Genomic DNA, 12,666 nt, shown 5'->3' with positions numbered 1-12,666 from the left:
CCGTTAAAAAATAGTATATTTGCCCACTGCAAAAACAGGGGACACAGGTGATACAATTGCACGATAAATTTTTTAAGCCGTATTTGAGCGAGGCTCAGATACTCAATGCCGTAGAGAAAATGGCACTTGCCATTGCGGAAGATTATAAAGATGAAGTGCCTTTGTTCGTTGGTGTGCTCAACGGTTCGTTCATGTTTGTGTCAGATTTTCTTAAAGCCTATCCCCATCCATGTGAGGTTTCTTTTGTAAAGCTGAGTTCTTACCAAGGCCTTACCTCTACAGGGATTGTAGAAACCCTGCTGGATGTCTCTGAAGATATAGCGGGTAAGAGCGTAATTATTTTGGAAGATATTATAGATACGGGCCGTACATTGCAGCAGTTGGTGCATTTGTTTTCTGATACCAATGTAAAGGAGTTTAAGATTGCTTCCTTATTTTATAAATCCGAAATTTATAACGGGGAGTATGCCATAGATTATTTTGGCATGGACATACCCAACAATTTTATAGTGGGCTACGGACTAGATTACAATGAACTTGGCCGTAACCTAAGAGAAGTGTATACACTAAACCAAACAAATATGATAAACCTAGTGCTTTTTGGTAAGCCAGGGGCAGGTAAAGGCACCCAAGCAGGATTTTTAAAAGAAAAATACAATTTAAAACACATTTCTACTGGAGATGTTTTTAGATACAATATTAAAAACCAGACGGAGCTAGGAACACTGGCTAAGTCTTTTATAGATAAGGGCGAATTGGTACCAGACGAGGTTACCATTAATATGCTCAAGGATGAGGTAGAAAAAAATCCGGATGCAGCAGGATTTATATTTGATGGTTTTCCTAGAACCACAGCGCAAGCAGAAGCTTTGGATAACTTCTTGGAGTCTAAAGACATGAAAGTAGATGCTACCATAGCCTTAGAAGCAGAAGACGATATTTTGGTGCAACGTTTATTGGAGCGCGGTAAGGTTAGCGGCAGAACAGATGATCAAGATGAGTCCAAAATACGTAACCGATTTGACGAGTACAATGAAAAAACAGCGCCATTAAAGGCTTACTATGAGGCGCAGGGTAAATTCCACTCGGTAAACGGAATAGGAGAAATAGAAGCTATTACAGAGCGTATAAAAACGGTAATAGAATCGCTTTAAAAATAGGGTAGTAGTTAGTTAAGTTATGACCGAAGGGAATTTTGTTGATTACGTAAAAGTACATGTTAACTCTGGCAAAGGTGGTCAGGGGTCAACGCATTTACGTAGAGAAAAGTTCGTGGCTAAAGGTGGCCCGGATGGCGGTGATGGTGGTCGTGGAGGTCATGTTATAATCAAGGGGAACAAAAACCTTTGGACACTGGTACACTATAAATTTAAAAAACACTTTAAAGCAGGGCACGGAGAACACGGTAGTAGACAACGTAGTACCGGTGCAGACGGTGCAGATGTCTATCTAGAAGTACCTTTGGGTACCGTGGTAAGAGATACGGAGTCTAACGCCATTCTTTTTGAGATTACGGAAGATGGAGAAGAAAAAATCCTTGCAAAAGGAGGGTTAGGCGGGCGCGGTAACTGGCATTTTAAAAGTGCAACCAACCAAACCCCGCGTTACGCGCAGCCAGGTTTGCCGGGAGAAGAAAAGCACTTAACCTTAGAGCTAAAAGTCTTAGCAGATGTTGGCTTGGTAGGGTTTCCTAATGCGGGGAAATCTACCTTACTTTCCGTAATAACATCGGCAAAACCAAAAATAGCTGACTATGAATTTACGACGCTAAAACCTAATTTGGGTATTGTAGAGTATCGTGATTTTCAAAGTTTTGTTATGGCAGATATCCCTGGAATTATTGAGGGAGCTGCAGAAGGTAAAGGTTTGGGACATTACTTTTTAAGACACATAGAACGCAACGCAACCTTATTATTTTTAATCCCTGCGGATAGTAAGGACATATCAAAAGAATATCAAATACTTTTGGACGAGTTAAGAAGATACAATCCAGAGCTATTGGATAAACAACGTTTGGTAGCTATTTCTAAAGCAGACATGTTAGATGATGAGCTAATTAGTGAAATGGATGGCTTATTGAAAGAAGATTTTAAAGATGTAGAGTACATTTTTATTTCTTCTGTTGCTCAAAAAGGAATTCAAGAGCTAAAAGATAAGTTGTGGGCTATGCTTAACAATTAATAACATACACAGCACCCCAAGAACTCATCATTATTTGTACTTTGTCTAAAAGTAAGTTATGAAAAGAGTACTTCTACTTTTAATTGTAATTGTTTTTGCCTCTTGTGCAGGTACACGAGTGGTATACGATTATGATGAAACCACAAATTTCACCAATTACGCAAGGTATACTTATTATCCAGAAATGGAATCTGGCCTTAGTCAGTTAGATGAAAAAAGATTACTTCGTGTTTTAGATTCTACCCTTTTAGCTAAAGGTTTTATAATGGCGGAGGAACCAGATTTTTATGTTAATGTATCGAGTTCTTCATATCGCACTCCACCGCAGAATAATGTAGGTGTAGGTGTTGGGGGTACGGGCAGAAACGTTGGTGGGGGCATATCCATCGGTTTGCCTATTGGTAATTCTGGTATGCAACGCAGCATACAGTTCGATTTTGTAGACGTAGCCAAAGACCAGCTGTTTTGGCAGGCTATCGCAGAGCAATCTTTTAGAGATAATGCTTCACCTTCGGTAAGGGAACAACAACTAAAAGCGGTAGTAGACAAGGTCTTTAAAAAGTTTCCGCCTTATACCAAATAACTTTCCGTTCACTAGTTTAAAATTACCGCTGCCCATAAATGCATAGGGTAAATCTTAACTTTCTAGTACTTTTAATTTTAGATAGTAGGTAACAAATCAATTATTTTACCTACTCATATTCACAATCAATTAAAAGGAATACTATGAACACAATCAAAAAGCAAGCAGTAATGGCACTGTTTTGTATGCTTGGCGCGTTTAGCGTTGCCGCACAAGACATTGCAGGTAGCTGGAAGGGAAAATTAGAGGTACAGGGTACGGAATTACCTTTAATTTTTAACATCACAAATGCCTCTGGTGAACTATCCAGTACCATGGATAGTCCAACACAGGGCGCAACGGGCATCCCCATGGATGTAACCACTTTAAACGATAAAGAATTAACAATAGAATTTAAACAAGGGGGAATTAAGTACGTTGGTGTATGGGATAATGCCAATATTAATGGTACTTTTTACCAAGGCGGAATGGAGTTCCCTTTAATGCTTATGAAGACAGAAAAAACAATTCCGGGTAATCCGGCTTTAGTAAGTTCGGAGGCCGATTTACAACAATTGCAAGCCTTAGATAAAGGAGATTACAAATACAGTGTAGAAGATTATTTTGCAAGACCCAAAGCTTCTTCTTTCCGCTTTTCGCCAGACGGCAAGTATATGTCATATATGGAAAAAGACGCTAAGGGTAAACGCCATGTTATGGTTAAAAATGTAGCCACTGGTGATGTTAAGATGGCCGTGGAGGAAAAAGAAGAGCTCATTAGAGGTTATGCGTGGTTAAACAACAATCGTTTAGCCTATTTAATGGATAAAGGTGGGGATGAAAATTACCATGTATATGCCGCCAATCTGGATGGCAGTAATACTATGGATTTAACTCCTTTTGAAGGGGTTAAGGCAGAGTTTTCTAATTTATTGAAAGAAGACAAAAACCACATTATTGTTTCTATGAACAAAAACAACCCACAAGTTTTTGAACCATTTAAGGTGAATATAGAGACCGGAGCTTTGGAACAATTGTTTAAGAACGAAGATCCGCAAAACCCAATTATGGGGTACAATTTTGATAAGGATGGAAATCTAAAGGGCTATGCTAAAATGGTAAATGGGGTAGATATGCAGTATTATTATGCAGATGGTAAAGGCGGTTATGCTCTATTTAAAGAGCTGAACTGGAAAGATACTTTTTCTGTTTTGGCTTTTGATTATGCTACGGACAACCCAGATGATGCTTATGTACTTACCAACTTGGAGAGCGATAAGACCAAAATTATAAAGTTCGATTTTAAGACGGGAAAAACCTTAGAAGAGGTATATCAGAATCCAAATTATGATGTATCTAATTTATCTATTTCTAAAAAGCGCGGGTACGAGTTAGACTACGTAGCCTACGAGGGAGAAAAGTATCAATTAGTGCCTATTAGTGCGTCTTTTAAAAAATTACACAAACGCATCGCTCAAAAATTCCCGAATCAACAATTCTACCTTACAGATGCTACAGAAGATGAAAACCAAGTGTTGTTATACATTACAAGTGATAAGTTGTATGGCGAATACTACGCTTATAATGTAGCTAAAGACGAGTTTACCTTTCTGTTCGATTTAATGCCGCAGCTTAAGGAAGAAGACATGGCAGAAATGCGGCCAATAACGTTCAAAAGTAGGGACGGTAAAACCATACACGGTTATATTACCTTGCCTAAAGCAGCCTTAGAAGGCCAAAAAGTACCGGTAATAGTAAACCCACATGGTGGCCCACAAGGTATTAGAGATAGTTGGGGCTTTAATCCAGAAGCTCAGTTATTTGCTAGTAGAGGTTACGCTACTTTACAGGTTAATTTTAGAATATCTGGAGGGTACGGGAGAGAATTTTTAGAGTCTGGCTTTAAGCAAATTGGTAGAAAAGCTATGGACGATGTTGAAGATGGCTTACAGTATGTGGTAGACCAAGGCTGGGTAGATAAGGATAAGGCAGCCATTTATGGAGGTAGCCATGGTGGTTATGCGGTACTACGTGGTTTAACCAAAACGCCAGACTTATATGCCTGCGGTGTAGATTATGTGGGGGTGTCTAATCTGTTTACGTTTATGGATTCTTTTCCAGAGTATTGGAAGCCTTATTTAGAGATTGTACAAGAGATTTGGTACGACCCTAATGTTCCAGAGGAAAAGAAAATTATGGAAGAGGTTTCTCCCGTAAATCATATAGATAAAATTAAAAAGCCCTTGTTTGTAGTGCAGGGTGCCAATGACCCAAGAGTTAATATTAACGAATCTGACCAAATTGTAGAAGGGCTGCGGGCCAAGGGGCAAGCAGTACCTTATATGGTAAAGTATGATGAAGGCCATGGGTTTGGCAAAGAAGAAAACCGTATTGAGTTGTACAAGGCTATGATGGGCTTTTTTGCAGAACATTTAAATACCCAACAACCCATTAAAAAAGCAGTAAAAGGCTAGTAAATACAGGGTTTTTAAAGAGTTTAAGGGAGCTACGGCTCCCTTTTTTTATTTTGTAAAATGGCTGATTTTCAACTGGGTATAATAAGCTTGCCGTTCGGGCAAGGGAACTTACCATTCGTCATAATTTAGTTTCAAAAACAGCATCGTGGTAGTAGTTTAGCTTTATAATTAAAAACGGACAGCATGGTAACAATTGTAAAAATAATAGTAAGCTTAGTACTAAGCATTTTTATGTAATTCATCAATCAACAATCAACAATCGTCAATCAACAATCAACAATCAACAAAAAACAAGTCATCATGAAAACAATGGACATCACAAAGAGAACAGTATTAGGTATAGGTAGTTTAGCTATCCTTTCAGGAACTTTCGGAATTTTTGCCGGTGCGGCAACAATGACAGTAGCGTTTGCGATCTACACCGGTTGTATACTTATTGGCAGCGTACTATTGCACAAAGACGGTACAACTAATTATACAAAAGCATAGTTTATGAAATTAACCATCAACCAATCCTTACTACTGGCAGCTGCCATTCTGTTGGCAGCTGTTTTACTTTCTAATGTAGCTAACAATGAACTTATTATTAGTTCTATAATGCTTTTAGGCGGTATAGGTACACTGGTTTATACTTTTTTTAAAGACAAAAGGGCTTTGCATTGTTTAATAACAAAGGGGAATATCTATCGTAAGATTTTAGTGATAATCGCTTTGGCGGCCTTGTGCTTTGGCGTTGGTACGGCAGTAGGTAAAGTTGCCTATCTTTGGATAGGATAATTAGAAAACGGTAACTCATATACATGGCAAAAAGCGTTTGGGACAGGTATAGAAACCTTTTGTTTTGGAGCATTCAAGTAATTTCTTGGGGTGCTATTTTAGGTTTTGCCTATGTGTTTACACCAGATGTAGACGGGTTTAAATCTTCTGGTTTTTTAAAATTTTCTTTAGCAACCAGCTTTGTAATTGGACTGTTTTGTACTGGATTGCTTAGAGCTTATTTAAAGCGAAAAATTGAACTCAACGATTTTAAAAAGCGCTACTGGCTTTGGATATTTATAGGCGTAATAGTTTGTGCTGCCGCTTATGCGTTACTTTCTTACGGTGCGGGCTATTTATCGCATCAATTTTTTGAATCTGACGTTACTAAAGTTCCGGATATCTACAAAAATGCCGGTTGGGGCGTGCTTATTGCCAATTCTTTCATTACTATTTTTGGTTGGACCATGCTCTATTTTGCCATTAAGTTGATGTTAAAATCTAACCAAGACCATTTAGAGCGTACAGAGCTCAACAGCAATTTAAAACAAGCGCAGTTGAATACCCTTAAAGGACAGATTAATCCGCATTTTATGTTCAATAGCTTGAACAATATCAGGGGGTTGATGTTAGAAGATGTAGAACGTTCTAGGGATATGATTACCAAACTGTCCGAGATGCTTCGGTATTCTTTAACACAGAATGCTAAAAACTCTATTGCGTTAGAAGAAGAACTAGAAATGGTGGCTAATTACATCGATTTGTCTAAAATTCAGTTTGAAGAACGGTTGCAATTTGTGACTAACATAGCGCCAGAAACCAAGAGTTTGCAAATACCTCCAATGATTATTCAATTGCTGGTAGAGAATGCCGCAAAACACGGTATTTCTAATTTAAAAAACGGCGGTACCATCGCCCTAATCACGAAAAAAGAAGCTACTGATTTGCTTATAGAGGTACGTAATTCTGGAAAATTACAACTGGCAAAAGGGGGAACTCATTTAGGACTAAAAAATATTAGGCAACGCTTGCAATTGCTGTATGGCGCCAAAGCCAGTTTTTCGCTTACGGAAGATGGAGATGAGGTTGTGGCTTTAATAAAAATTCCTTTGATATGATGATAAAAGCAGTCATTGTAGAAGACTCCCGTTTGGCACGTAATGAGCTTAAAGAGCTATTGAAAAAACACAAGGATATAGAGCTGTTGGGCGAAGCAGAAAATGTAGACGAAGGGTTTAAATTGATAAATGAAACCAACCCAGATTTACTGTTTTTAGATATTAACATGCCAGAAAAAGATGGGTTTGAGTTGTTAGAAATGTTGGATGAGGTGCCCATCACCATTTTTACGACCGCTTTTGATGAGTACGCTATTAAATCCTTTGAATACAACGCTCTTGATTATCTTTTAAAACCCATAAACCAAAAGCGGTTTGATAAGAGTATAGAAAAAGTACAGGGAATCTTGCAAGAAGAACAGGCGACGGAACCCACCAATGCGCAAGAGGCGCGGTTAAACCTACAAAGTCAGATTTTTATTAAAGATGGCGAAAAATGCTGGTTGTTAAAGATTGGAGAAATATCGCATTTTGAAATAGTGGGCAATTATACCCGTGTCTTTTTCCAGGACCAAAAACCGATGTTGTATAAATCTTTGCAACAAGTGGAAGATAAGCTGCCACAAGAACAATTTTTTAGGGTAAGCAGGCAGCAAATTGTAAATATTGGTTTTATAAAGGAGGTAATTCCGTGGTTTAATGGCAAGCTAAAGCTAAGCATGCAAAATGGAGACGAGATAGAAGTATCTCGCCGCCAATCGTATTTGTTTAAAGACAAATTAAGCCTGTAGTTACATACTTTTTAAGAGCCCACCGTCTAACGGAATGTTGGTGCCTGTTAAAAAAGCGGCCTTATCTGATGCTAAAAAAGTAACCAAGTAACCATATTCTTCTGGCTTGCCAATACGCTTTACAGGAACCATATCCTCCATAGTACGGCGCACTTCTTCTTGAGAAACATTCATCTTTTCTGCTTTTTTAGCATTTAATTGGGCTATACGGTCCGTATCAAAATACCCCGTAAGGATGTTGTTTACAGTTATACCAAACTGGCCAACATCTAAAGACAACCCTTTAGCCCAGGTAGTTACGGCTGCTCTTACGGTATTGCTCAACGCCAAATAGTTTAAAGGCTCTTTTACAGAAATAGAGGCCACATTAATAATACGACCCCAAGCGTTTTCTTGCATTTTGGGTAACGCCTTCTCCGTGGTGTAGACTACGGTTTTAAATAACAAATCAAATGCCTGTTGGTAATCGGCTACCGTTTTTTCTAACGCACCGCCAGCAGCGGGTCCTTGCGTATTATTTACCAGAATGTCTACGGTGTTTTGTTCAAAATAGGCGCTTATAATGCGCTTGTAATTCTCAAAATCGGTAAAATCTACTAAAAGATATTGGTGTTGTTGCCCTTGGTCCGTTGGTAGCTCCTTTAAAATAGCCAAAAGTTTCTCTACACGATGCGACATTAAAGTCACACTAGCTCCACTTGCGGCTAACTTTTTAGCAATAGCCAAACCAATACCGTTAGAACTACCACCCACCAATGCCTTTTTTCCTTTAACTGATACTTCCATACGCTTATTTATAATCTTCCCTAACGGGGGTAAATACATCCATGAGTTTGCAAGGAGTTATGGCTTTACCCCCGTGTGGTACGTTAGAAGGAATTACCACTACATCTCCCGCAACATAGGTTTTGCTTTCACCGTTTAAGCTGAATTCAAATTGACCTGCTACCACATGCATAATTTGTTCGTGAATATGGTGATGTTCTGGTACTATGGCGCCAGCTTCAACCTCCCAGAAAGCCCAGCTCAACGCATCGCCATGAATTAATTTACCATGTAGGCCGGGTATAATTTCTTTAGCAGTTATGTCTTTTAAGTTCATTTTGGTGTTATTTAGCCATCAAGATAAAAATAATCCTAAGACGCATTGGTTATCTTTGGGTTATAATTAGAATTCAATGAAAATACATTTTATCGCTATTGGGGGCAGTGCTATGCATAATCTAGCTTTGGCCCTACAGCATAAAGGATACCAGATAACAGGCAGTGATGACATCATCTACGAACCCTCTAAAAGTCGGTTAGAAAACAAGGGTTTGCTACCCTTAGAATTTGGATGGTACCCAGAAAAAATAACCGAATCTTTAGACGCTGTGATCTTAGGGATGCATGCCAAACCAGATAATCCAGAGTTACTGCGAGCTAAGGAATTGGGTGTGACTATTTATTCTTATCCCGAATTTTTATACGAACAGTCTAAAGACAAAACTCGAGTAGTTATTGGCGGTAGTCATGGTAAGACCACCATCACTTCTATGATTTTACATGTATTGGCGTATAATAACATAGCGGTAGATTACATGGTAGGGGCACAATTAGACGGTTTTGATAGAATGGTGCACCTTACCACGGAAAACGATTTTATAGTATTAGAAGGCGATGAATATTTATCTTCACCCATAGATAGGCGCCCTAAATTTCATTTATACCATCCTAATATTGCCCTGCTATCTGGGATAGCTTGGGATCACATTAATGTTTTTCCTACTTACGAGAACTATGTGGAGCAATTCAAGATTTTTGTAGATGGCATTGTAAGTGGAGGTAGCATTACGTACAATACGGAAGATGCAGCGGTTAAAGCAGTTGTAGAAGCTTCTGAAAATACCATTCGTAAATTTCCTTATGAAACACCAGAATATACAGTAGCGGATGGCACAACGTATTTAGAGACAGAAGATGGTCCCATGCCGTTAGAAATATTTGGACAGCATAACTTAAACAATCTTGCCGGTGCCAAATGGATTTGCCAACAAATGGGAGTGGATGAAGTGGATTTCTACGAGGCTATCTCAACTTTTAAAGGGGCGAGTAAGCGTTTAGAAAAAATAGGAGCGAATAAAAATGCAGTAGCTTTTAAGGATTTTGCACATTCGCCCAGTAAAGTAAAAGCGACAACCAACGCCGTTAAAGAGCAATACCCCAATAAAAAGGTGTTGGCTTGCCTAGAATTGCATACCTATAGTAGTTTAAATGCCGAATTTTTAAAGGAATACAAAGGGGCTTTACAAGCAGCAGATGAAGCTGTGGTTTTTTATTCGCCAGAAGCTGTAAAAATAAAACAGTTAGAAGAAGTTTCTGAACAAGATATTGCAGCGGCATTTGCAAGAGAAGATTTGAACATTTATACAGATTCAGCAGACTTTAAAGAGTTTCTTTTTTCGCAACCGATGGAAAATATGGTCTTGCTTTTAATGAGCTCTGGTAATTACGGCGGTTTGGACTTTAAAGAAGTTTCTAAGTTATTTTAAAACATAAAACCCGTTCAGACTCAATTGAACGGGTTTTTAAGAGTTTAAAGAACTGCTTTTTAAACTCTATGCCAAACAAGCGATTTTTTTTCTTCTACATCTTCCTCTGTCTGCTCCACACGCTTGTAAAGTATGTAAGTGACCAATAGCGGTATTAAGCAGAGTACCGCGGAGGCACCATTTCCAAAATCAGACACTAGGTGTGCAATAAAGCCTAACACTAGATTTAAGAAAAACCCAGCGTACGCCCATTCTATAAACCATTGTCCTTTATTAAAAACCAACAACACTACTCCTAAAACTTGTGCTGCACCTAGAATCTCTATAAGATAGGTTGGGTATCCAAGTTTTACAAAAGTTTCAGCCACTACATCGTAATTAACAATAGAATTGGCAACTGCTCCTAACATGGCCAGACAAAAAAGGCCTAAGCTTAACCGATAGATTAGTTTATTATTCATAACTGTAAGGTTTGGGATTACCAATTTACACAGTAAAAGCTCCCTAGTAAGAATGGTGTAGTTATAATTTACATTGCTGAAGGTCAATGGCGTAAAAGGATAGATGAATGGTTTTACGCTATTCTACAGAGGCCTTTAAAAGCTGTAAACCTCTTGCATTTAATTGTTGCATTTGCTTTTTGGTTCCAAACAGCCACATGAAGATGGCATTCACGGTGCCTGATTTTAGCTCAAATTGTTGAATAATCTTGGTGGTATTACCTACGGGTACAAATAGATAGGTAAATTGAGGTTCTGCCGTATAGGGTTTTTCTATAGTACATTTAAATACCAGCTTTGCTTGTTCTTCCATAGCTGTTAATTCTTGGTAGCCTACATCTTTACCTTGGTTGCCAACCCAATGGTATTGTGCCCCTATAGTACCATCTGTACCGGTTACGGTTATCTTTTGGGTAGGGTCTACCTCTAAAAACGGGCTCCATTCTGGGAATTTTTCTAAATACCGTACTTGACTAAATACCCGTTCTAAAGGAGCCTGTATGGTAATGCTGTTTTCTAAGTAAATATGTTTGGTAGCGTTAGCAGCTATTAATACAAAAACAATACCTGCCAGTAATATGGCGATTAGGATATACATCATCTTTTTCATTTTTAATCTTGCATTGGAATTATAGTTCTTACTTCTACATAACCACCCAGTTGTAGTATGGGCGAGTTTTGGGCTAAAGCACAAGCTTCTTCCATAGAATTGGTTTTAATTACCATGTTGCCGCCAATTATTTCTTTGGATGTTATACCACTATTTGGGGTATGGCCCACATATTGCAAGTGTTGCCCTAATTGATGGGTGCTCACTAATTTTTCTTTAAGGGCGATGGTACCTATAAATTCACCCCAAGCATGGGCTACTGTTGCTTCTTCTTCCTTGGATAATGTTACGGCGTCTGGTTGATACTTAAAAAGCATCATAAATAAAGTCTCGTTGTTCATTTGATTGTTTTTAAATGATTACGAGCCAAAACTAGAAGAGCGTAAACAGAAAAAACTTGTCATAAGACAAGAAAGCAGTATAGTTTATTGTTAGCTACCGGATTTAGTCTATTTTTAGTTTCATCATAATGTCAGTTTGTTCATCATTTCCGAGCCTGAAAATATGTTTGTCAAACGCTTTAAATCCATTTTTTTCATAAAATCTGATAGCTCTTGGATTTTGTTCCCAAACTCCCAACCAAACATATTCCACATTATTTTCTTTAGCCAACTCAATTGCTTTGCCATAGAGAATTTGTCCAACTTTTTTTCCGTGAAATTCTTTTAGTACATAAATTCGTTCTATTTCGAGTGCGTTTTTATCTTTAATTTCGGTTTGAGAATCTCCAACATTTATTTTTAAATATCCGATTATTTTTTTGTCAAGTTCCGCAAAGTAAAATTCAGTGTTTTGGTCCGTTAGTTCTGCAGCCAGTTTTTCTGTTGAAAATGCGTTTTCCAAATATTCTTTCATATTCTCTTCGCTATTTTCTGAAGAAAAAGTTTGGGCAAAAGTTAATTTTCCGATTTCTTTTAGTTTTTCAATATCCTGAATATTTACTTTTCTGATTTTCATTTACTGTCGCACGGTTTTTTTTAGCATACAGCCAACTGTTAGCACTATGAGTAGTTGCGTGGGCTGGCACTAAACTTTACAAGAACACACCAAGTTGGAAATTCCGTAGGAATTTCCAAAGTAGACGATAACAAGCAATTACTTTTAGCCAATGTGCCTGTTGCACAAGTTAACGAAAAAACCATATAGGGTAAAGACGATCTTAACGTTGGGGCGTTAACTTTAGGTATGCAGGGAAAAAAG

The 12,666-nt window shown here is 38.2% G+C and carries 15 protein-coding genes; 9 read left to right on the top strand and 6 right to left on the bottom strand.

What is annotated here, in order from left to right; all coding sequences use genetic code 11:
• Window positions 1–47 precede the first annotated feature (47 nt).
• The 8 genes from FBT53_RS13180 (at window position 48) to FBT53_RS13145 (ending at window position 7,825) form a co-directional block, all read left to right on the top strand.
• Window positions 48–1,154 carry an adenylate kinase gene (locus FBT53_RS13180; protein WP_136951657.1) on the top strand — a complete coding sequence of 369 codons (1,107 nt, stop codon included), beginning with the start codon at window positions 48–50 and terminating at the stop codon, window positions 1,152–1,154.
• Between the two features lie 25 nt (window positions 1,155–1,179).
• Window positions 1,180–2,181, top strand: a complete 1,002-nt coding sequence (obgE, locus tag FBT53_RS13175; RefSeq protein ID WP_136951656.1) for a GTPase ObgE — start codon at window positions 1,180–1,182, stop codon at window positions 2,179–2,181.
• Between the two features lie 58 nt (window positions 2,182–2,239).
• Window positions 2,240–2,764, top strand: coding sequence for a DUF4136 domain-containing protein (locus FBT53_RS13170; protein ID WP_136951655.1), 525 nt, complete (start codon window positions 2,240–2,242; stop codon window positions 2,762–2,764).
• Between the two features lie 143 nt (window positions 2,765–2,907).
• Window positions 2,908–5,217 (top strand): S9 family peptidase, encoded by a 2,310-nt coding sequence (locus FBT53_RS13165; protein WP_136951654.1) that lies wholly within the window; start codon window positions 2,908–2,910, stop codon window positions 5,215–5,217.
• 303 nt (window positions 5,218–5,520) lie between these two features.
• Window positions 5,521–5,709, top strand: coding sequence for a hypothetical protein (locus tag FBT53_RS13160; RefSeq protein WP_136951653.1), 189 nt, complete (start codon window positions 5,521–5,523; stop codon window positions 5,707–5,709).
• Between the two features lie 3 nt (window positions 5,710–5,712).
• Window positions 5,713–5,997: a hypothetical protein gene (locus FBT53_RS13155; protein ID WP_136951652.1), complete on the top strand. Its 285-nt coding sequence runs from the start codon at window positions 5,713–5,715 to the stop codon at window positions 5,995–5,997.
• A 23-nt stretch (window positions 5,998–6,020) separates the two neighbouring features.
• Window positions 6,021–7,094 carry a sensor histidine kinase gene (locus FBT53_RS13150; protein ID WP_136951651.1) on the top strand — a complete coding sequence of 358 codons (1,074 nt, stop codon included), beginning with the start codon at window positions 6,021–6,023 and terminating at the stop codon, window positions 7,092–7,094.
• Window positions 7,091–7,825, top strand: a complete 735-nt coding sequence (locus tag FBT53_RS13145; protein ID WP_136951650.1) for a LytTR family DNA-binding domain-containing protein — start codon at window positions 7,091–7,093, stop codon at window positions 7,823–7,825. Before FBT53_RS13150 ends, FBT53_RS13145 begins: the two co-directional genes overlap by 4 nt.
• Here the strand turns inward: FBT53_RS13145 and FBT53_RS13140 are convergent, their stop codons facing one another.
• Window positions 7,826–8,611, bottom strand: a complete 786-nt coding sequence (locus FBT53_RS13140; RefSeq protein WP_169630367.1) for an SDR family oxidoreductase — start codon at window positions 8,609–8,611, stop codon at window positions 7,826–7,828.
• A 4-nt stretch (window positions 8,612–8,615) separates the two neighbouring features.
• A complete protein-coding gene (locus tag FBT53_RS13135; protein ID WP_136951648.1) occupies window positions 8,616–8,927 on the bottom strand; it encodes a cupin domain-containing protein in 312 nt (103 codons plus the stop codon).
• Between the two features lie 76 nt (window positions 8,928–9,003).
• Here FBT53_RS13135 and murC point away from each other — a divergent pair, with 76 nt between their 5' ends.
• Complete coding sequence (gene murC, locus FBT53_RS13130) at window positions 9,004–10,356, top strand: UDP-N-acetylmuramate--L-alanine ligase (protein ID WP_136951647.1); 1,353 nt, start codon at window positions 9,004–9,006, stop codon at window positions 10,354–10,356.
• Window positions 10,357–10,415: 59 nt separating this feature from the next.
• Here murC and FBT53_RS13125 read toward each other — a convergent pair whose 3' ends face one another.
• The 4 genes from FBT53_RS13125 to FBT53_RS13110 form a co-directional block, all read right to left on the bottom strand.
• A complete protein-coding gene (locus FBT53_RS13125; RefSeq protein ID WP_136951646.1) occupies window positions 10,416–10,817 on the bottom strand; it encodes a DoxX family protein in 402 nt (133 codons plus the stop codon).
• Window positions 10,818–10,935: 118 nt separating this feature from the next.
• Window positions 10,936–11,457, bottom strand: a complete 522-nt coding sequence (locus FBT53_RS13120) for an SRPBCC family protein (protein WP_169630366.1) — start codon at window positions 11,455–11,457, stop codon at window positions 10,936–10,938.
• Window positions 11,458–11,468: 11 nt separating this feature from the next.
• Window positions 11,469–11,807, bottom strand: a complete 339-nt coding sequence (locus FBT53_RS13115) for a YciI family protein (RefSeq protein WP_205729046.1) — start codon at window positions 11,805–11,807, stop codon at window positions 11,469–11,471.
• A 103-nt stretch (window positions 11,808–11,910) separates the two neighbouring features.
• On the bottom strand, window positions 11,911–12,423 hold the full coding sequence (locus FBT53_RS13110; RefSeq protein ID WP_136951644.1) for a GNAT family N-acetyltransferase: 513 nt from the start codon (window positions 12,421–12,423) through the stop codon (window positions 11,911–11,913).
• Window positions 12,424–12,666 lie beyond the last annotated feature (243 nt).

Source organism: Flavobacterium sp. ASW18X (genome assembly GCF_005144745.1).
Lineage (GTDB): Bacteria > Bacteroidota > Bacteroidia > Flavobacteriales > Flavobacteriaceae > Croceivirga.
Note: the sequence above shows the minus strand (reverse complement) of the source record. Positions and strands in the feature narration are given on the sequence as shown.

Bases quoted from the DNA above. Each gene is read 5' to 3' on its own strand.
- obgE (WP_136951656.1), top strand. From the start codon at position 1,180: ATGACCGAAGGGAATTTTGTTGATTACGTAAAAGTACATGTTAACTCT.
- FBT53_RS13170 (WP_136951655.1), top strand. From the start codon at position 2,240: ATGAAAAGAGTACTTCTACTTTTAATTGTAATTGTTTTTGCCTCTTGT.
- FBT53_RS13165 (WP_136951654.1), top strand. From the start codon at position 2,908: ATGAACACAATCAAAAAGCAAGCAGTAATGGCACTGTTTTGTATGCTT.
- FBT53_RS13160 (WP_136951653.1), top strand. From the start codon at position 5,521: ATGAAAACAATGGACATCACAAAGAGAACAGTATTAGGTATAGGTAGT.
- FBT53_RS13155 (WP_136951652.1), top strand. From the start codon at position 5,713: ATGAAATTAACCATCAACCAATCCTTACTACTGGCAGCTGCCATTCTG.
- FBT53_RS13150 (WP_136951651.1), top strand. From the start codon at position 6,021: ATGGCAAAAAGCGTTTGGGACAGGTATAGAAACCTTTTGTTTTGGAGC.
- FBT53_RS13145 (WP_136951650.1), top strand. From the start codon at position 7,091: ATGATGATAAAAGCAGTCATTGTAGAAGACTCCCGTTTGGCACGTAAT.
- FBT53_RS13140 (WP_169630367.1), bottom strand. From the start codon at position 8,611: ATGGAAGTATCAGTTAAAGGAAAAAAGGCATTGGTGGGTGGTAGTTCT.
- FBT53_RS13135 (WP_136951648.1), bottom strand. From the start codon at position 8,927: ATGAACTTAAAAGACATAACTGCTAAAGAAATTATACCCGGCCTACAT.
- murC (WP_136951647.1), top strand. From the start codon at position 9,004: ATGAAAATACATTTTATCGCTATTGGGGGCAGTGCTATGCATAATCTA.
- FBT53_RS13125 (WP_136951646.1), bottom strand. From the start codon at position 10,817: ATGAATAATAAACTAATCTATCGGTTAAGCTTAGGCCTTTTTTGTCTG.
- FBT53_RS13120 (WP_169630366.1), bottom strand. From the start codon at position 11,457: ATGATGTATATCCTAATCGCCATATTACTGGCAGGTATTGTTTTTGTA.
- FBT53_RS13115 (WP_205729046.1), bottom strand. From the start codon at position 11,807: ATGAACAACGAGACTTTATTTATGATGCTTTTTAAGTATCAACCAGAC.
- FBT53_RS13110 (WP_136951644.1), bottom strand. From the start codon at position 12,423: ATGAAAATCAGAAAAGTAAATATTCAGGATATTGAAAAACTAAAAGAA.